The 19,171-nt window shown below is 73.7% G+C and carries 11 protein-coding genes and 1 pseudogene; 2 read left to right on the top strand and 10 right to left on the bottom strand.

The window, feature by feature from the left end:
- Positions 1-108: 108 nt before the first annotated feature.
- A pseudogene (locus ACQP1N_RS21740) lies at positions 109-645 on the top strand (response regulator); the annotation flags it as partial.
- On the opposite strand, the gene ACQP1N_RS21735 reads toward ACQP1N_RS21740, so the two are convergent.
- The 10 genes from ACQP1N_RS21735 to ACQP1N_RS21690 all read right to left on the bottom strand — a co-directional run bounded on the left by ACQP1N_RS21735 (position 577) and on the right by ACQP1N_RS21690 (position 17,918).
- A complete protein-coding gene (locus tag ACQP1N_RS21735) occupies positions 577-2,421 on the bottom strand; it encodes an ATP-binding cassette domain-containing protein (protein WP_433226286.1) in 1,845 nt (614 codons plus the stop codon). The pseudogene ACQP1N_RS21740 and the gene ACQP1N_RS21735 sit on opposite strands and share 69 nt — an antisense overlap.
- Positions 2,418-4,112, bottom strand: coding sequence for an ATP-binding cassette domain-containing protein (locus ACQP1N_RS21730; RefSeq protein ID WP_433226284.1), 1,695 nt, complete (start codon positions 4,110-4,112; stop codon positions 2,418-2,420). The genes ACQP1N_RS21735 and ACQP1N_RS21730 overlap by 4 nt, the downstream gene beginning before the upstream one ends.
- 64 nt (positions 4,113-4,176) lie before the next feature.
- Complete coding sequence (locus tag ACQP1N_RS21725; RefSeq protein WP_131732834.1) at positions 4,177-4,287, bottom strand: SapB/AmfS family lanthipeptide; 111 nt, start codon at positions 4,285-4,287, stop codon at positions 4,177-4,179.
- A 5-nt stretch (positions 4,288-4,292) separates the two neighbouring features.
- Positions 4,293-6,848 (bottom strand): class III lanthionine synthetase LanKC, encoded by a 2,556-nt coding sequence (gene lanKC / locus ACQP1N_RS21720; RefSeq protein ID WP_433226282.1) that lies wholly within the window; start codon positions 6,846-6,848, stop codon positions 4,293-4,295.
- A gap of 172 nt (positions 6,849-7,020) precedes the next feature.
- A complete protein-coding gene (locus ACQP1N_RS21715; protein WP_433226280.1) occupies positions 7,021-7,848 on the bottom strand; it encodes a nitroreductase/quinone reductase family protein in 828 nt (275 codons plus the stop codon).
- Positions 7,849-8,128: 280 nt separating this feature from the next.
- Positions 8,129-9,118: an aminoglycoside phosphotransferase family protein gene (locus ACQP1N_RS21710; RefSeq protein WP_433226278.1), complete on the bottom strand. Its 990-nt coding sequence runs from the start codon at positions 9,116-9,118 to the stop codon at positions 8,129-8,131.
- Positions 9,115-11,580, bottom strand: coding sequence for an AAA family ATPase (locus ACQP1N_RS21705; RefSeq protein WP_433226276.1), 2,466 nt, complete (start codon positions 11,578-11,580; stop codon positions 9,115-9,117). The genes ACQP1N_RS21710 and ACQP1N_RS21705 overlap by 4 nt, the downstream gene beginning before the upstream one ends.
- Before the next feature lie 175 nt (positions 11,581-11,755).
- A complete protein-coding gene (locus ACQP1N_RS21700) occupies positions 11,756-14,695 on the bottom strand; it encodes a helix-turn-helix transcriptional regulator (protein ID WP_433226274.1) in 2,940 nt (979 codons plus the stop codon).
- Between the two features lie 95 nt (positions 14,696-14,790).
- Positions 14,791-16,047 carry a glycosyltransferase gene (locus tag ACQP1N_RS21695; protein ID WP_433226272.1) on the bottom strand — a complete coding sequence of 419 codons (1,257 nt, stop codon included), beginning with the start codon at positions 16,045-16,047 and terminating at the stop codon, positions 14,791-14,793.
- Between the two features lie 230 nt (positions 16,048-16,277).
- Positions 16,278-17,918, bottom strand: a complete 1,641-nt coding sequence (locus tag ACQP1N_RS21690) for a CocE/NonD family hydrolase (RefSeq protein WP_306303189.1) — start codon at positions 17,916-17,918, stop codon at positions 16,278-16,280.
- Between the two features lie 151 nt (positions 17,919-18,069).
- Here ACQP1N_RS21690 and ACQP1N_RS21685 point away from each other — a divergent pair, with 151 nt between their 5' ends.
- Positions 18,070-19,146: a mechanosensitive ion channel family protein gene (locus ACQP1N_RS21685; RefSeq protein ID WP_433232780.1), complete on the top strand. Its 1,077-nt coding sequence runs from the start codon at positions 18,070-18,072 to the stop codon at positions 19,144-19,146.
- Positions 19,147-19,171 lie beyond the last annotated feature (25 nt).

Genomic DNA, 19,171 nt, shown 5'->3' with positions numbered 1-19,171 from the left:
CCGGCCGAATCCCCGGTCTGCCTTCGCGATCGCCTCCATGATCACCGCGACCCCTCGAATGGTGTTCGGTAATGATGTCCTTCCAGGGCCACTGTGGGTGGCCGGCCAATGGAGACGAAAATGATTCGGATTCTTCTCGCCGAGGGGGCGCCTCTCCTCCGCGGCGGGCTGGTCGCGTTGCTCGAAGGTATGAAAGACCTCGATGTCGTCGCCGCGGTCGGCTCTGGTGAGCAGGCGCTGCGCACCGCGCGCGGGCAGCGCCCCGACATCGCGCTCATCGACGCCGGGCTCCCCGGGGTGGACGGCTTCACCGTGGCCTGCGCGCTCCGCGAAGCCGTGCCCGAGTGCCGCACCGTCCTCATGGCGGGCCGCTGCCGGAACGGCGACCTGCGCCGCGCGGTGGCCGCGGGGGCGTCCGGGCTCGTGCTGAAGGACACCTCGCCCGGCGACCTCGTGGACGCCATCCGGCGGGCCGCGGACGGGGCGCGCGTCCTCGACCCCGACATCGCCTTCACCGAGCTGAGCTCCGCCGCGAGCCCGCTCACCGAGCGGGAGATCGAGGTGCTCTCGCTCGCCTCACGGGGCGCCTCCGCGGCGCAGATCGCCGAGGACCTCGTCCTGACGATCGGCACCGTCCGCAACCATCTGTCCCGCATCAACCGCAAGATCGGCGCGCAGAACCGGGTCCAGGCCATCCGGATCGCCGAGGACGCCGGATGGCTGTGAACCCGCCTCCCAGCGGCCGATGAGGTCCCGGTAGAGCGGGCAGACCGCGGGCAGATCCGCGTGCCGGCCGAGGTATGGGCGGGTTCCGTCCAGAACGAGGACGCGGCGCGCGCGCACGGCGGAGCTGATCCGATGCGCGATGACGATAAGCGTGCCCCCGCGCCGCGCGAACGCCTCCTCCGCCCGTGCCTCGGCGGCGGCGTCCAGCCGGTACGCGGCCTCGTCCAGGACGACCAGCGGCTGCGGCGCCAGGTAGGCGCGGCACAGCGCGATGAGCTGCCGTTGCGCCTCGCTCAGCGCGCCCGGCTCCAGCCGTGCGCCGTAGCCGCCGAGGTCGCGGACGAGCCCCGCCAGCCCCAGCGCGTCCACGGCCCGCCCGATCTGCCCGGGATCGGCGCCGGGCGCGTAGTAGGCGAGGTTGTCGCGCAGCGAGCCGGTGAACACGTACGCCTCCTGCGGGATGAGCACCCGGTGCTCCGGGTCGCCCGCCGGCCGTCCCGCCACGAGGACCTCGCCCGCGTCCGGGACGGCGAGCCCCGCGATGAGCGCCGCGAGCGTCGACTTCCCGATCCCGCTCGGCCCGACCACGGCCAGGTGGCCGCCCCGCGGGACGACGAGGTCGAGGTCCTCGATCACCGGCCGGGCGCCGGCCCCGTAGCCGAACGTCACCCCGCGCAGCTCGACCGCCGGCGCGTCCGCGGCTGCCGCCCCCGCCGCCGGCCGGGCGGGCGCGTCCGGCGCGCTCGTCTCCAGGATGCGGCCGAGCGTCACCGCGAGCCGCAGCCCGCTGCCGCCCATGCCCTGCACGAGCGTCCGCAGCGCCGGCTGCAGCCCGTGCAGGACATAGGTCAGCGCGCCGATCACCGTCCCGGCCGTGGCGCCGCGCCGCATCAGCCACGGCGCCGCCGCGAGGACGAGCAGCAGCGGCAGCCATCCGCTCACCGCCAGCGCCACCGCGCGCAGCGCCGCGAACCGCGCCACCGCCCGCCCGGCCGCCGCCTGCGCCTCCACCGCCGCGCCGAACTCGGCCTCCAGCGCCTCCTCGCCGCCGCACGCGACGGCGTCCCGCAGCCCCTCCGCCAGCGCCGCCGTCCGCTCGGCGATGTCCTCCTCGCCGACGACGAGGTTCCGCTGCCGGACGGCCGCCGCGCCGAACACCGCCCCGAACAGCACCAGCCCGAACAGCAGCGGCGCCACCACCAGCGCCGCCACCTCCGGCATCATCGTCGCGAGCCCGAGCAGCGCCGCGCCGGCCGAGAACACGAACCCGCGTGCGACGACGAGCAGCCCGCCGAAGGTGTCGCGGACGATCTCCACCTGGTGCGTGAGCCGCGCGACCGCGCCCGTGTCGGGCCGCCCCCGCAGCGACCGGTGCAGCGCCCCGCCCGTGACCCGCCGCACCAGGTCGTCGCGGAACGGCTCCACGATCGCCGCCAGCGCCGGATACAGCCGCCGGCTCCCGGCCGCCCCCACGACCGCCGCGACCGCGAGCATCCCGAGCCACCCGGCCGCGTCCCGCGTCCGCCCCGTCCGGAAGGCGTCGGCCGCCTCCCCGACGGCCCGGCCGAACACGGCGGCGGGCACGGCCTCCACGACCGACCACGCCGCGGCCCGCGCCGCGGCCCGGGGCCGGGCCGCGACGGCGTTCCCGGCCGTCCGCCACAGGACCCGCGCGGCCTCCCGCCTCCCCCTCATTCCCCGGCGTCCTCGGCGGTGAAGACGGCACGGTAGGCCGGATCGCGCCAGAGGTCGGCGTGGCGGCCCACGGCGCGGGCGCGGCCGCCGTCCAGCCAGACGACCAGGTCCGCGCGGGCGGCGGTGGAGGCGCGGTGGGCGATGATCAGACGGGTGCGGCCGGCGAAGCGGTCCAGGATCGCGTCGGTGATCTCGACCTCGGTGACGGTGTCGAGGCTGGAGGTGGCGTCGTCCAGGATGAGGACGCGGCCGGTGTGCGCGAAGGCGCGGGCGAGGCCCATCCGCTGCAGTTCGCCACCCGACATCGGCGCGTCCGCCAGCGGCGTGTCGTAGCCGTGGGGGAGACGCTGGACGAAGCCGTCGGCGCGGGCGGCCCGCGCGGACTCGCGCAGCCACGCCTCCGGCGGGCGCGCCGGGCCGAACGCGATCGCGTCCCGGACGGTCGCGCCGAACAGCGCCGGGCGGGCGAACGCGTAGCCGATCTCGCGGCGCAGCGCCGCCCGCGTCAGCCGGGGGAGCGGTGTTCCGTCCAGCCGGATCTCGCCCCGGTCGGGGTCGGTGAGGCGCCCGGCGAGCGCGGCGAGTTCCGAGGTACCGGAGCCGGAGCGTCCGACGACGGCGACGGCCAGCCCGCCGGGGACGGTCAGGTCCAGGCCGTCCAGCACGCCGAGGCCGGCGACATCGCGGAACTCCAGGCGGCCGGGGCCGGGCGGGGCGGGCTCGGTGCCGTGGGACGGTGCGGGCAGGCCGAGGATCTCGGCGGCACGGCGGGCCCCGGCGCGGGCGCGGCCGAGCCGCAGCACCTGGGTGAGGACGGGCCCGAACCCGGCGGCGAGCCCCGCGTACTGCACGGTCGCGACCAGCTCGCCGGGCGTGATGCGGCCCGCCGCCAGCTCCACCCCGGCGATCGCGACCGCGGCGACCTGCAGGAGCAGCAGCGCCAGCAGGCCCCGGGCGGCGACCCCGCCCTGCACCCGCCACATCGTCTCGCCCTCCGCGCGCAGGTCCGGGAGGGGTTCCAGGATGCGTGCCGTCTCGCGCCCGGCGGTGCCCGCCGCGGCGATCGTGCGGGCGCCGCCGAGCGCCTCGGCGAGCCGTCCCGCGATCGTCCCCTGGACGTTCAGGTACCGGGTCGCGGACGCGGTGATGTCGCGGACGAACGCGCGCATCAGCAGCGCCACCGCCGGCAGCGCCACCGCGATCGCCGCCGCCGCCCGCCAGTCGATGAGGTAGAGGGCGACCAGGGCGCCGGCGGCGGGCAGCAGCCCGGCGGCGGCCTCCGGCGCGGCGGCGGGCGCCACCCCGGCCTCGGCGGCGCCGCCGACCGTCCGCCCCGCGACGTCGCCGGGCGGGACGCGCAGCGCCGGCCCCACCGCGAGGATGTGCCGCACCAGCGTGTGCCGCAGCCAGGCCGTCGCCCGCGCGGCGGCGCTGCCGGCCGCCAGCTCCGACAGCACCTCGGCCAGCGCGGCCACCGCGACGAGCGCGACGCACGGCCACAGCGCGGCGGACGCGGGGGACCCGCCGGGCGGCACCGCGTCGATCGCGCGGGCGAGCGCGTACGGCAGCAGCACGGCCGCCGCCGCGTCCGCGAGCGCGGCCGCCGCGACGAGCGCCGTCCAGCCGCGGGCGCGCCCGGTGGCGCGCAGCAGCAGCCGGTTCGCACCGGCCGGCACGGGTTCAGCGGTCATGAGGGTCTCCATGACGAGGACGGCCATGGCCCCCCGTGGAGGGGACCATGGCCGTCAGCGGCCGTCACAGGCAGATGGTGACACTGTGAGAGCTGTGGCAGAGCAGGCTGAGGCTGCTGTTACCGCCGCCACCGCCGTTCTCGCTCACCATTCCCTGAAGGTCGAGAAGCGCCATATCCTTCACCCCCTTTCGGGCTGGATAGAGGTGACCGCCGCGGGGGTTCCCGCGGGGGGTTCGTGAGCCGTCCCGAAGAACGGCAGCCCGGCCGGCGTGTCGTGCAGGGCCGTGCCGAGCGCGAGCAGCACCCCGGCGGTGCCGGTCGCGAGGTCCATCGACAGCCGGTACATGTGCTCTCCCGGCATCGCCAGCCCGCCGCCGTACGGCAGCGCGTGCCAGGCCAGGTCGCGGACGTGCCCCGCCACGCGCCGGTCGTCGCGGTCGTGGCGGGCCAGGTAGAGCAGCATCCCGGCGCGCCCGCTGAACAGGCTGGGCTGCGCGTAGTACCGCGACATCGCGGCCGTGCGGACGGCCTTGCGCGCGGTCTCGAACTCCTCGTCCGGCCGGTGCGCGAGGTACTCGTCCAGGACCAGGCCGATGCCGGCACTGCCGCGCCCGAGGTAGGGCAGCACCCGGCTGCCCTGGTCGACGTGCAGCGCGCCGTTGTGGTCGGTGACGCAGGCGGCGAGGTCGCGGCGCAGCGCGGCGGCGGCGAGGTCGAGAAGCCGGGGGGTGCCGGTGCGCTCATGGGCCCGGACGAACATCAGCGCCGCACCGGCCCCGCCGTGCATGAGGCCGGGACGCGCGCTCGGCCCGTCCGGCGACCGCTCCGCGACGATCCCGGCGGCGCGGCGGGCCGCCGCGCGCAGGGAGGCGTCGCCCGTCCTGTTGGCGAGGTCGTCCAGGACGAGCGCGAAACCGGGCAGGCCACCGTAGAGGTCGTCGCCGAGCCGCTCCCACTTCTCGCCGAGGCAGTGGCGGACGGCGGCGAGCGCCGCGTCCTCGTGACCGAGGCGGGCCAGCACGTGGGCGGCGCCCATCAGCCCGTCGTAGAGGCCTAGGCCGGTGCCGCGCCTTGGGGCGGCGGCGTGCTCGGCCAGCCACTCCTCGTGCGCGGGGAAACGGCCCGCGCCCGTGACGTCCAGTGCGTACAGGACGCCGGCGGCGCCGTGCGCGAGCCCGAGGGACGCGCCGGAGAACTGCTCCACGTCGCCGGGGAACAGCCGGTCGTCCCGGTCCGGGGTCGCGCTCGCGAGGACGGCGCGGGACAGGGCGTCCCTGGCGCGCACCCAGCCGGGCGCATCCGGGACGAACTCCGGCACGGCCACCGGCGGGACGTCCCGCGCGATCTCCGCGACGGCCTCGTCCAGGAACGGCCGCGGCACCGGGAAGTTCTCGGCGATCAGGTCGGCGAGCTGCCGCGCCTTGCCCCGGTCGATGACGAACAGCGTCGTCAGCGGGACGAACAGGGCGAGCCGCAGGCAGGCCAGGCTGTAGCGGTCGACGTCGATGCCGCGCCGGTCCCGCGGGGCGAGGAACGCGGGGTTCGCCAGCGTCTGCCGCCCGCCGTCGGACGCGGGCGCCGCCGTCTCGAAGTCGATCAGCGCGACCGAGTCGTCCGGGCGGACCATCACGTTGAACATGTGCAGGTCGTTGAACACCACGCCGCGCTCGTGGATCGCGGTGACGACGCGTTCCACTCCTTCGTGGACGCGCAGTGCCCATTTCGTGTATTCGGCGGTCTTCCCCGGATCCGGTTCGGGATCGAGCATCGGATGGCGTTCGGCGAAGAACGTGTTGAGCGTGCGTCCCTCGATGAACTCCTGGACGAGGAAATGGTGCTCCCCGAGCGTGAACCAGTCGAGCGCGGCGGGCACGCCCTCGATTCCGCTGAGCCTCCGGAGAACATCGCGTTCTCGTTCGAGCCGGGTGACGGCGTCGGCCCCGTCGGCGGCGAGTCCGGCATGCGGCCGCCCTTCCTTCAGGACGACTCTGGCCCCGGTCCTCGTGTCGGTCGCCGCGTAAACCCCGCCGCCGTTAGAGAAATGCAGGGCCTTCTCGATCCGGTACGGAAGATCGGCCGTCGTCGTGGCGCCGCGCGCCTTGAGGTGCGGTTCGAGACAGGCGGGCGGACTCACCCAGTCGGGGACGGAGAAGACGGGAGCGCGGCGGTCGGGCACCAGTTCGCCGGCGCCGTTCTCCAGCGCGGGCACGAGCCTGCCCTGCTCGTCCAGGCACCGCCGCTCGGCGAACCCGCCGTACCGCACGTGCAGCGGCCCGCCGCCGATGCGCAGGTCACTGAGGATGTAGGGGCCGGGAAGGCCGTCCAGCGCCGCGCCGAGTCCGGTCAGCACCCGCTCCAGTTCGCGCTCGTCCGCGGGGTAGATGGTGACGAGCTTGCCGCTCGCGCCGCGCGGCGCGTACTTGGCGTTCCGCATCCGCAGCGTTCCCGGACCGCGCAGGTGCTTGAACTCGATGCCGCCCGCGACGCAGTACTCCCACGTCCCGGAAAGAATCCGCTCGGCGCTTTCCGCGCACCCGGTGACATGTACTTTCCAGCCCTGCGCCGGGGCGCGCTGCTCCGGCGGAACATAGACCACCCATTCGTCGCCGAAGACCTGTTCCCAGCCCTCCGGAAGATCACGTCCCGTGATGGCGAAGTCCGTGCGGCGGGTGACAGGGGGAGCGTCATAGAACACCTCATCCGCGAGGCAGTAAAGCTCATACCCCTTGTCCACGGCCGCATTCCCTTCCGCTTTGGCCCGCCCGTTGGCGTGTCCGGAACAAAGAATTGCAGGACCGCCGGGGGAGCGGCTAGTAGCGGAAATAACGAATGCCCCGTGAAGATCTACCGGCCCCTGTCACGCGCCGATCACGGCACCGCGCGCACGTGCCGCCTCCGGCCTGCTCTCAGAGGCCGAGCGTGTCCAGCAGCGGGACGAGCCGCTCCTCCTCGTGATCCAGGTGCGCCTCCAGCGCGGCGGTGAGCCGCTCGACCTCCGCGAGCAGCGAAGCCGCCTCACCCCCGTCGAGGACCCGGCGCAGCTCGTCCAGCAGCCCCTTCACCGTCTCGTGCTCGTCCTTCAGCCGCGCCAGCGCCGGCGCGAGCTCCGGATGCCGCCGCTCCAGAAGCGGGAACATCTGCTGCTCCTCGCCCATGTGATGGTTGCCCAGGCCCTGGCACAGCGTCAGGCAGTTGACCCGCAGCTGCGCGCCCACCCCGGCCCCCGACGCCGCGACCTCCCCGCGGATCAGCGCCAGCTCCCTGCGGAACGCGTCGTGCACAGCGACCAGCATGGCGCTCGGCGACTCCGGCCCGGCGGGCGGCCCGGCCACCACCGGGACCAGCGCGACGACGGGCAGCGTCCGCCCCGACCTGGCCGCGTACTCGCCCCACCCGGGATCGGCCTCCACGGCCCGCGCGAACGCGGCATCCCGCTCGTCCCCTTCGAGGACGACGGCGTCCGCCTCATACGTGAAGGCGCCGCTTTCGACCGTGACGCGCGGGTGAGCGACCAGGTTGTGGAACCATGCCGGGTTCTTGGGCGCGCCTCCGGCCGACGCGATGACGAGGACGCGTCCGTCCCCGTCCGGCAGATACCCGAGCGGCGTCGTGTGCCGGGCGCCGGACCGCGCCCCCGTCGTCGTCAGCAGAAGCAGCCGCCCACCCTCGAACGGCCCGCCGACCCGCCCGCCGTTGGCGCGGAACTCCGCAATGACCTGCCTGTTGAAATCCATCTGTCTCCTGACCTGTTTTCGGGCATGACGAATAAGCCACAGAAACGACACGCGCCCATGGCTGAAGAAACAATGAAGAACGACACGCCGAAGACACGGGCATGCCCGCTGACGTCGCACGACGTGCGTAAAGAGAAGAGGGGAGAACGCAAGCGGAAAAGGCGGGCCGCGTGCCCGCCCCGGCCTCACTCGGAGGCCGGGAACCTCACTCGCTCATGGCCCAAGGCCGACCCGGCAGTCACAAACCGCAGATTACTGAACCCCACCCTCCAACGCAAGATCACCTTCCCCCGCCCCGCAAAGCCGCCTCGACCATGTCCGGGGCGGCGGGCTCCGGGATACGCCAGCATCGCCGTGCGGCGTTGAGCTTGGTGGTCATGCTTTCGACCAGCTGATGTTCCGGATACGGGTAGGGGCCGCCGCGGGCGAAGAGCTGGGAGTAGCGGACGGAGTCGACGATCGCCGACTTGATGCGTTCGTGGGTCAGGTAGGCGTCCAGGTCCTTCCGCCAGCCGGTGGTGTGGTCGGAGGGCATGGCGGCCTGCCAGCGGGTTATGAGGGTGTCCTGTTCCTCCGGCTGGTAGCCCATCTTGTGGATGTGGACGGCCAGGTCGTAGACGGAATCGCCCCAGAGGGCGAGTTCCCAGTCGAGGAACGTGGTCACGCCGTTGCCGACGATCATGTTGCGGCGGTGGACGTCGGCGTGAACGCAGGTGAAGGGGCGGGGGGTGAGGCCGCGCCACAGGTCGCCCACCGAGGTGAGGGGGTCGGCAGGGATCGCCAGGGCGGTGAAGAGGGCGGCGTACTCGGCGCTGAAGGTGTCGTACACGCGCTGCGTCAGGCCGGACAGGAGACGCGCGAAGGCGGTCGTATCCTTGTCGGCCGGCCAGGAGGCGGGAATGTCGGGGAGCCTGGGGACGCGGGTGAGCTGTGTGAACAGCCGCACGACATCGTCCAGGACGTGCGGTGGGACGGGGATGCCGCGCGGCGCGACGTCGTTGAGGACGTCGCCGGCGATGAACTCGTGGACCTGGAATGGCGGGGCGTCGGAGGCGTGGAGCAGCCGGGGGGCGTCCCGGACGTGCGGGGCGATGGCGGCGAGGACGCGGTCCTCACGCCATGGCCGCAGGTCCATCATGTCGGCGCCGTGGATCGGTATCCGGACGATGACCGGCCCGTCGGGGGTGTCGACCCGGATGTTGTCGTTGTAGTACCCGGCCGCCGAGTCGCCGTGTGCGCGTGCGCGCTCGTACAGGTCCCGCCAGTTCATCCGTCCTCCAGCATGGCCGTCACGAGGGCGCGCGCCCGGTCGTCCAAGAATGGCGGCAGGTTCGGTGGGCTGATCTGGGCACGGGCCCGGTCCGTCACCGCCGTGGTGTGCTCGTCGGCCGCGCCGAGGGCGTCCAGCAGGTGACCGGCGACCATGAGCAGGGTGGGGTAGACCTCCGCGGCGACCAGCTCGGCGACGGCCCAGCGGGCGGACGCCACGGCGGCGCCGGTGTCGCCCGTCCGGGCGTGCAGGAAGGCGCGGAACAGTTCCGCGCGGGCCCGGCCGGATCGGTAGCGCGCCCGGTCCAGGGCCTCGGTGGCCGCCTGGAACGACGCCGCCGCCGGGGCGTGCTGTCCGAGCCGGAACTGCGCGATGGCCAGCGCGGTGAACGCCTTGCCTATCTCGTGGTGGGCGCCGAGGTCGGTCTGCGCGTCGATGGCCTCGGCGGCGGCGTCAAGGGCGCGTGACGGGTCGGTCCAGGCGAGCAGTTCCGCCCGGTTGGTCTTGATGTCGGCTTGGCCGATGATGGCGCCCGCCCGGGTGTAGAGCGCGGCGGCCGTCTCCAGGGATCGGGCGGACGCGTCGAGGTCGAACCCGAACCGATACCCGAGGTGCTGGAGGCGGACCACGTCGCCGCGCAGCACGAGGTCGTCCTGCGGGGCCTCGGTGAGGAGCTGCTGCGTGATGGACAACGCGTCGCCGAATCGACCCTGGCACATGTCAAGGTCCGCCATGCAGAACCCCGCCCGCAGGCGAACGGGGCCGGAGTGGTGGTTCCATACCTGGCGGAAGAGTCGCTGCGCTTCGCTGGTCGCTCCGGCGATGCGGCGGCCGTGCGCGCCCGCCAGGGCGAGGCGTGCGCCCGGTGCGCCGTCCAGCGGCCAGTCGATCGACGGGGTCAGCCGTGTGGCGGCCTCCGCGTCCCCGAGGAGGACGGCCGACTCGGCCTCCAGGCAGAGGGCAGTCTGGGCGAGGTCCAGGTCGCCGAGACCCGCGTCCAGGTAGTCGCGCAGGTCCTGGGTCACGCCGTCGATACCTTGTTTGCCGCCGTACGTCATGGCCCTGTCCGCGTACGCGAGGATGTCCGCGCCGTCGAGGACGCTCGCGTGCAGGCCGCAGTACGCCGCCTCGCGAACGGCGCGGGCCCGGGTGGCGACACCGTCCTCGGCCGTGTGGTCGCCGCCGGCGCGGGAGTCCCAGACGCTGCGGAGAAGGGCGTGGACGTCCCGGACGGTGTCGCGGGACAGCCGGTCGTGCAGTGCGGCCCGCATGAGCTGGTGGAGGCGTCGCCCGTTGGCGCCGGCCGGGTAGACGAAGGAGTAGGCGGTCAGTGACTCCCAGGCCATCCGGTGCCGGGGCAGGTCGAACGCGTCCGCCACGGACTGGAAGATCTCGTAGTCGAAGATCCGGGCGATGCTCAGCAGTTCCAGCGTGCGGATCTCGTCGGGGGCGACGTGGGCTAGAAAGCGTTGCAGGATCTCCTCGGAGGAGACCGCCGCCGCCTGCCTGGCCGTCGTGCGGGTGTCCACGGCCAGGTGGAGGTAGAAGGGCAGGCCCTGGCTGGCGGTCGCGATCGCCTCGCGCGCTGAGTGGTCGGTGATGCCGCCGTCCGCCAGGAGTTCCAGCCTGGCCGCCATCGGGAGGCCGTCCACGCGCTGATGGTGAATCACCTCCGTCCAGCCGGGATCGTGGGACGCCCAGGAGAGCGGTTCACGGCTGGCCAGGACGACCGTTCCCCTGTCGAGCTGGGCGATCAGGTCACGGAGCCAGACGTCCTGGGCCATGGCCCTGCCAGAGTGTGCCGACGCGGGGACGAGCGCCTCGTAGGCGTCCACGAAGATGACGTAGGGGCGGTCGGAGCCGTCGCGCAAGTCTTCGGCGAACAGGTAGGTGACGGCGTCGGCGAGTTCGGCGTTGGTGAGGTCGTCCAACTGGCTGAGCGTGTCGTCGGCCTTGATCCGGTGCCGCTGCCGCATTCCGCTCGTGGCCTTGCCCAGCAGGCGGAGGAGTCCGACACCGGTTCCGAACACCGGGACACCGGCCGCGCCGTCGATGATCTGGGAGAGGGCTTCGCTTTCGTCCACGAACGGAAGTTCATTGCGGGAGAGCCGCAGGTGCGGGTGGAGCCGCTGCCAGAGGACGGCGTAGGCGATGTCGAAGCGGTCGAATCGGACACCTTGGCGGCCGAGTTCGACGCGCAGAACCGCGAGAGCGTCCTCCTGCTGCCGCATCGCGGGCACCTGCAGGTCGATCGTCGCGGTCCGGTGTGTCTCGGTGCTGCGCTGCCTGAGCTCCTGCAGGAGCCGGGACTTGCCGATGCCGCCGACCCCGACCACGTTGAACACGCGGGGCGAGCCCTGCCCGGCTCGTAACACGTCGGCGAAGGCGGCCATCACTGCCTCTCTGTCCACGAACGGGCGGTGCAGAGCGGCGACCCGCCGGAAACGCGGTTCGAGGGGCATTGACGTTCTCCAGGGGCGAGGGCGGTTTCCTCCGTCCGACGCGGAACAGACGGAAACAGGTTCCCCGCCGACGATAACGGCCGGTAGCCCGATCATGGCACACAAGCCCTGAGGCGGGCCCTGCACGAGCCGACCGCCAGATCACCTCAAGCCATGAGCGGGAGTTTTCGCGGGGTCATATGCCTTCGCGGTGGGCGAGGGCGGCGGCCTGGGTGCGGCTTGTGACGTTCAGTTTGGCGAGGATGTTGGAGACGTGCACGCTCGCCGTCTTGGGGGAGATGAACAGCGCCGCCGCGATCTCTCGGTTGTTGTGGCCCTCCGCGACCAGCTTCAGCACCTCCCGCTCCCGTGCGGTGAGGGAGGAGAGCGGGCCGGACGGGGCGGACGGCGTGCGGGCGGCGCCGCCGAGGCGGGCGCGGGTGCCGAGGTCGTGCAGGGCCGCGAGCAGCGGCTTGGCGCCGAGGCGTTCGGCGGTCCGCACGGCCGACCGCCACTGGGCCGCCGCCTCGTCCCGGTCGCCGTTCTCGGCGAGCGCCTCCGCCAGCCGCCACCGCGACCGCGCCACCTCGTAGACGAACCCGCCGTCCGGGTCGCCGTAGGTGAACAGGTCGACCGTCCTGCGCCACAGTTCCACGTCGTAGAGGCCGTCGATGCGCCGCCGTTCGGCCTCCGCGCGCGCCAGCCACGCCTGTCCCTCGTATCCGAGCCAGGTGCGGGGCAGGCCGTCCACGTTCAGCGCGCCGACGCTGCGCGCCACCTGCAGCAGCGCGTCCCCGGCCGCGGCCGCGGCCCGCAGCGCGTCCTCGTCGCCGGCGGCGCGGGCCCGGGCCGCCCGCTCGGCCTGCGCCCACAGCCCGGTCGCGGCGATGCGGATCGCCCCGGCGCTGCGGGCGTAGACGGTGCCGAGGATGCTCCGGACGTGCTCGATCGCCGTGTCCGGGTCGCCGCGCCACAGCGCGTGCTCGGCGGCGAGACCCCGGGCGACGTAGTTCAGGAACGGGTCCCGCCCCCACAGCGGCTCGATCCACCGCAGCCGCTCCGCCACCCGGGGGCCGCCCTGGGCGACCTCGGTGAACAGCGCGTACGCGGAGACCTCCGCCTCGGCCGGCCGGACGACATGGACGGCGAACTCATCGGCCAGCCGGTCCGCCTCCGCCCAGTTCCCGCTCGTGTAGTGGATGAGGTACCGCAGGCACCGCAGCACGATCCCGAACATGCTCCAGCCGACCCCGTTGTCGAGCGCGAACTTCACGCCCTCGTCGGCGGCGCGGACCGCGCCGGCGACGTCGCCGCGGTCGAACTTCGTCCGCGCGTAGTGGAACGCGGCCCGCATCGCGGTCATCGAGGTCTCGCCGTCCGCGGCGGCGAGGTCGCGGGCCCTGGCGAACACGTCCGCGACGCCGGCGGCGGCCTCCCGCGACTCCCGGTACAGGCCGAGCGTGACGAGCAGGCTGGCCTCCGCGCCGGTGTTCCCGGCCGCGCGCGCCTCCTCGACCGCCTTCTCGGCGAACGCGGGCAGCTCGCCGTCCTCGTCCCGGTAGAGCAGCGTGCGGGCGTAGGTGGCCAGGGCCCAGGCGCGCTCGGGGGTCGGCGGGTCGGCGGGCAGCATCGTGACCGCCTCCCGCGCCATGACCTGCGACTCCTCGTCCTCGTCGATGTCGCCGAGGTAGGACGCGAGGTGCTCGCGGATCTGCGAGCCGAGCGCGACGTCGACGGGGGCGGCGGTGTCCAGCAGGCGGCGCAGCCGGTGCACGGCCCGCCGCGGCTCCCCGGCCCGCGCGGACGCCTGCGCGGCGGTGAGCGACAGCCGGATCCGGTCGGTGCCGGCCGCCTCCTGCGCGCCGGGGACGGCCTCCCACAGCTCCAGCGCCCGCTCGTAGTGCTCGAACGCCTCCGCGGGCGCGCCCAGCCGGTCGGCCTCCCGGCCCGCCCGGACGGACGCGGCGAACGCGGCCGGCAGGTCGTGCGCGGCGAGGCTGTGATGGGCCAGCTCCGCCGCCGACCCGCGCGTCCCGGCGGGCAGGTCGGCGAGGAGGCGGGCGAAGTCGGCGTGCAGCCGGGTCCGCTCGCCCGGCAGCAGGTCGGCGTACACGGCCTCGCGCAGCAGCGCGTGCCGGAAGGTGTACCCCGCCCCGGACGGGACGAGCAGCTGGTGCGACACGACCTCGCGCAGCGCCTCGCCGACCGCCGCCTCGTCCAGCCCGGACACGCGGCGGACCAGCTCGTCGTCGACGCGGCGCCCCGCCACCGCCGCGACCCGCACCACCCGCTGCCCGCCGTCCGACAGCCGCTCGACCCGCGACAGCAGCAGATCGGCGAGCCCGGACGGCAGCTCCGCCCCGCCGTCCCGCAGCTTGGGATCGGCCGAGTACAGCTCGCCGACGTAGAACGGGTTGCCCTCCGAGCGCCGGTGCACCCGCTCGACGGCCTCCGGCGTCACCGGCGCGGCGCCGCGCGCCAGCTCCGCCAGATACTCGGCGGTCTCGCCGGGGCCGAACGGCGGCACCTCGACGCCGGTCACGTTCGGCAGCCGCAGCAGCTCGGCCACCACCGGCCGCAGCGGATGCCGCCGGTGCAGGTCCTCCGACCGGTACGTCCCGATGAGGCAGACCCGCTCGCGCTGCAGGACGCGGCTCAGGAACGTCAGCAGATGCCGGGTCGAGCGGTCCGCCCAGTGCAGATCCTCCAGGGCGAGCAGGACGGGCCGGTCGCGGCCCAGCTCGCCGAGCAGCCCGAGCACCGCCCCGAACAGCCGCTGCTGGCCCAGCTCCGACGCCGCGCCGACGCCGCCGTCACCGTCCGGCAGCAGGCTCTTCAGCACCGGACGGGCGTCGAGCGCCGCGCGGATCTGCGCGGCCTCCGGGGTGCCGTCCTGCGCGGCCGCCCACAGCGCGTCCGCGAGCGGCAGGTACGGCATGCTCTCGCCCAGCTCGGCGCACTGCCCGACGAGCACCGCGCAGCCCTTGCCGCGCGCGGCCCGGGTCAGCGCCGCCACCAGATGCGACTTGCCGACGCCCGCGTCGCCGCTGACCAGTACCACGGCCGCGCTGCCGCCCGCGGCCCGTTCCAGCGCGGCGGTCAGCTCCGCCAGTTCCGCCGCCCTGCCGATCAGCATGCCCCTCCGCTCGTCCCGTCGAGTATCGCATCGGAGCGGACGTGAACGGGCCCCGGAACCGGGGAGGGAACCGGGGCCCGCGGGGACGGGGCGTGTCAGCCGACCAGGGCGGGGATCTTGCCGGTGTCGCGCCCCGCCGCGTCCTCCTCCGCCGGCGCGGGTTCGGGGACGGGCAGCACCCTGTGGTAGGCGCGGAGCGTCTCGGCGGCGACCCGCTCCAGCGAGTAGCGGGAGCGGGCGCGGTCGGCGGCGGCGATCGAGTATCCGTGCAGCGTCGTCTCCTCGGTCAGCAGCCGGCGGACCGCCCGGCCGATCACGACGGGGCGTCCCGCCGGGACGTGCAGGCCGGTGATCTGGTCGAGGACCTCGTCGGCGTTCCCGCCGGCCGGGGCCGCGACGACGGGCACGCCGCAGGCCATGGCCGCCAGCGGCACCGACGGGCACGGCTGGTACGGGGCCAGGCACAGCGCGAGGCTCGCCGTCCGCAGCAGCTTCGGCAGGTTCTTGTGCGGCACCCGGCCGAGGAAGATCACCCGGTCGGCGACGTGCAGCTCCTTGGCGAGCATGCGCAGCCGGTGCACGTCCTGGTCGCCCTCCAGGTCCTCGCGCTCCGGGCCGCCGGCGACGGCCAGCTCGGCGTCCGGGACGTGCACGAGGGCGCGCAGCGCGGTCGCGACGTCCCCGCTCTCCAGGTCGTCGCACACCAGCACGAGGCGGGGCCGGCCGCCGTGCGGCATCGCCGGGCCGACCTGCGTGAAGTGCTCACCGTCCACGCCGTAGGGCACGACGGCGATCGACGGGCGCGGGACGCCCATCCGCACGACCTGCTGGGCCTCCTCCACGTGCCCGGCGAGCACCACGTCGGCGTCCCGTCCGATGGCCTTCTCCAGCCGGTCGCGGTGCGGGTGCACGCGGTGCCCGGCGCGGCGCTCGGACGCGGCCACGCCGTGGAAGCTCTGCGCGAACGGAATGCCCAGTTCGCGGGCGACGGCGCAGGCGGCGAGCCCGCCGATCCAGCCGTGCGCGTGCACGATGTCGGGCCGGGCGGCACCGCTCCAGCGGCGGCGCAGCCCGTCGGCGAAGTCGCGGAGGTGCCGCAGCAGCTCGTCATCGGACAGCGGCCGGGCGGGCCCGGCGTCAAGGTGCACGAGTGCGGCGCCCGGCGCGAGCCGGACCCGGCCGCGGGCGGACGTGTTGTGCCGCCGCGCGTACACCGTGACCTGGTTCGGCTTCCCGTCCGCGAGGAGCGGGCGGGTCAGCGAACGAGCGAGATCCCGGACGTGGATGGACTCCAGGTGTTCGCCGTCAAGGTCGGAGGCGGACACGAGAGCGATATTGAGCGAGCGATGCATGACGGATCCTCCGGGACAACACAGGGGAAGCACGGAGGTATCTGCGTCGTAGACACCTGCTCGGCCAGTTTCATATCCCTCCCCGCCCGCCGTCAAACCTGACGAATCGCCGTCTCCCCGGGCTCGGCCTCTGCAAACCCCGCTGGCCTGCGGGAACGCCGCGCCGAAATGAACACGATTCTAATTGCGCCGCCGCCTCGCCGGCGCGGCCCCGGCGGGTGTCCGCGCCGTCAGGGGACGATGGGGAGGGTGATCGCCGACGGGTGGGCGGGAGTGTGGAAGATCTCCTGATCCGCGGTGAGCATCTCGGTGGCGGTGCCCATGGGGGCGCCGGTCCCGGGGTTGCGGGCCACGCGCGGGTAGGCGCCGCTCGCCACCTGGACGCGGATGCGGTGGCCGCGGCGGAAGCGGTGGCCGGCGGGCCACAGTTCGACGGCGACGCGGCGGACGCCGTCGGCGCCCGGTTCCGGGCTGCCGGGGACGAGGCGGCGCATCCCCTCGCAGAGGTTCAGGGATTCGCCGTCCGGGGTGACGTCGCACAGCCGGACGACGAAGTCGGTGTGCTCGCGGTTCGAGCGGATGTGCAGGTCGGCGGTGACCGGGCCGATGATCTCGACGTCGTCGTCCAGGATGGCGGAGGTGTAGGTCAGCACGTCCTGCCGGCGTTCCAGCCGCCGCTGGTCGGTGGACGGCCGGGTCTCGCCGAGCAGCGTGGGGCCGCCGAGGAACGGCGTCGGGTGGTTCGGGTCGTAGCGGTAGGTGTCGGGGGCCGAGTCGTGTGGGGCGCCGGGGGACAGGACTCCGGCCGGGTGCAGGTGCCAGCGTTCCTCGCGCATGCCGGGGACCGGCCAGTCGGGGAACTCGCGCCACTCGCCGGCGCCGGTGATGTAGAGCCGGACGGGCTGTTCCCGCAGCTCGGACGGGTCGTCCAGCAGGTGCGCGCGGAACCATTTGACGGAGTCGGCGACCGAGCCGCGCATCATCCGCTGGTCGGCGTGGAACCAGGGGCCGATCGTCAGGTAGGGGCGGCGGCCCGCGGCCCGCAGCGCCGCGTAGTCCTTCATCTGCCAGGGCAGGAAGATGTCGTACCAGCCGCCCGTCATGTTCACCGGCGCGGTCACGGTGGAGACGGTCGGGGAGAAGTCGCGCTTGTCCCAGAACGGGGTGTCGGGGCCGTTGACGAGGAGTTCCTGGAAGAAGCGCTGCTGCGCGCCGGTCGCGAGCCGGTCGAGTTCGGCGAGCGGGCGCCCGGACAGGGTGGCGCGGCGGGCGCGGCGCGGCGACATGATGCCGGTCGTGATGCCGGACAGGGAGTTCTTCATCCGCGCGGTCAGGTCGACCCAGATGAGCGCCGACTCCAGCGCGAACGTGCCGCCGACGTTGACGGCGTCCCGGAACGTCGAGGCGGTGACCTGCATCGACAGCGCCTTCAGTTCGGGCCCGGCCTCGGCGGCGACGGCCCACTGGACGTAGCCGAGATAGCTGGGGCCGTGCATGGCGAACGTGCCGCCGAACCACGGCTGCGCCTTCAGCCACTCGATGGTGGCGAGGCCGTCCTCGCGTTCGTCGAGCGCCTCGAACACGCCGCCCGAGCCGAATCCGCCGCGGACGCTCTGCACCACGGCCTGGAACCCGTGCGACGCGAACGCCTGCCCGCACATGAGCCCGAACGGCCCGCGCCGCCCGTAGGGGGAGCGGACGAGGACGGTCGGCGCCTTCTCGACGTCCACGGGGGCGTACCGGTCGGCCAGCAGCGTCACGCCGTCGGCGGTGGGGACCTCCAGGTCCCGCTCGACCGTCACGCGGTGGGGGCCGTTCCGCAGTCCCAGCGCCGTGACCCCCAGCCGGCGCATCATTCCCACGCTTACCACCTGGTCGATCGTAACCGCCAGGCCCGCCGCACTCGGAGCCACATGTCCGTGATGTGCCTCGCACCATGCCGGGTCTTCACTACGATCGGGACCCGCAAGACGACAAAACGGGATCTCGCGGACGTACCGCGGAGGGAGAGTTTCACGCGTGATGGTTGACCTGGGTGACCTGAGGTGGGAGCGAGTCATCGGCGCCGCCGTCGTGATTGCGGCGGCGCTGGTGATCGCCGTCCTGCTGCGGCTGCTGACCGGACGGCTGTTCCGGAGGGCGGGCGACACCAGGTGGGCCTGGGACGACCTCGTCGCCCGCCTCGTCAAGGACCTGGCGATGCCGCTCGCGCTGCTGCTCGGCCTGTGGACGGCGGCGCGGGTGCTGGAACTGCCGCGCGGCACCCTGGACGTGATCGCCAAGGTGCTGACGGCGGTGGCGATCCTGGTGATCTCGCTGGCGATGGCCCGGCTGATCGCGGCGTCGGTCACCTCGATCGCGATGGCCCGGCAGGGCGTCGCCGCGAACGTGACGATCTTCGCGAACATCACGCGGGTGATCGTGCTCGGCATCGGCATCCTGATCATGCTGCAGAGCATCGGGGTGTCGATCACGCCGCTGCTGGGCGCGCTGGGCGTCGGCGGTCTCGCGGTCGCCCTGGCCCTCCAGGACACGCTCGCCAACCTGTTCGCGGGCGTGCACGTCCTGGCGTCCAAGACGATCGAGCCCGGCGACTACATCAGGCTGGCCACCGGCCAGGAGGGGTACGTCGTCGACATCAACTGGCGCAACACCTCCATCCGGACGCTGTCGGACAACATCGAGGTCATCCCGAACCAGCGCTTCTCCGACACGATCCTCACCAACTACCACCGTCCCGCGCAGGACATGTCGGTGATGGTGTACGCGAAGGTGCACTACGAGGTCGACCTCGATGAGGTGGAGAAGCTCCTCCTCCAGGTGGGCCACGACGTCATGAAGGACGTCCAGGGCGGGGTGGAGGACTCCAACGTCCTGGTGCGGTTCGACGACTTCAACGACGCGACCGTCGGCTTCCACGTGATCCTGCGGTCCAGCGAGTTCGGCGACCAGTTCGCGATCAAGCACGAGTTCCTCAAGCGCCTGCACCGGGTGCTCCGCGAGGAGGGCATCGCCCCGCCGTACTGGCACCACCGCGTGGTCGTGGACGACCCGTCCCGCGCGAACGGCGTCCCCCGCAAGGACGAACTGGCCTTCTGACCCGCCGCGTCCGGGCCGGCGCCGG

The organism is Actinomadura formosensis (genome assembly GCF_050948385.1).
GTDB lineage: Bacteria > Actinomycetota > Actinomycetes > Streptosporangiales > Streptosporangiaceae > Spirillospora > Spirillospora formosensis.
Note: the sequence above shows the minus strand (reverse complement) of the source record. Positions and strands in the feature narration are given on the sequence as shown.

Coding starts and splice junctions, on each gene's coding strand:
- ACQP1N_RS21735 (WP_433226286.1), bottom strand. CDS start 2,421: ATGAGGGGGAGGCGGGAGGCCGCGCGGGTCCTGTGGCGGACGGCCGGG.
- ACQP1N_RS21705 (WP_433226276.1), bottom strand. CDS start 11,580: ATGCCCCTCGAACCGCGTTTCCGGCGGGTCGCCGCTCTGCACCGCCCG.
- ACQP1N_RS21695 (WP_433226272.1), bottom strand. CDS start 16,047: ATGCATCGCTCGCTCAATATCGCTCTCGTGTCCGCCTCCGACCTTGAC.
- ACQP1N_RS21685 (WP_433232780.1), top strand. CDS start 18,070: ATGGTTGACCTGGGTGACCTGAGGTGGGAGCGAGTCATCGGCGCCGCC.
- ACQP1N_RS21725 (WP_131732834.1), bottom strand. CDS start 4,287: ATGGCGCTTCTCGACCTTCAGGGAATGGTGAGCGAGAACGGCGGTGGC.
- ACQP1N_RS21715 (WP_433226280.1), bottom strand. CDS start 7,848: ATGGATTTCAACAGGCAGGTCATTGCGGAGTTCCGCGCCAACGGCGGG.
- ACQP1N_RS21730 (WP_433226284.1), bottom strand. CDS start 4,112: ATGACCGCTGAACCCGTGCCGGCCGGTGCGAACCGGCTGCTGCTGCGC.
- ACQP1N_RS21700 (WP_433226274.1), bottom strand. CDS start 14,695: ATGCTGATCGGCAGGGCGGCGGAACTGGCGGAGCTGACCGCCGCGCTG.
- ACQP1N_RS21710 (WP_433226278.1), bottom strand. CDS start 9,118: ATGAACTGGCGGGACCTGTACGAGCGCGCACGCGCACACGGCGACTCG.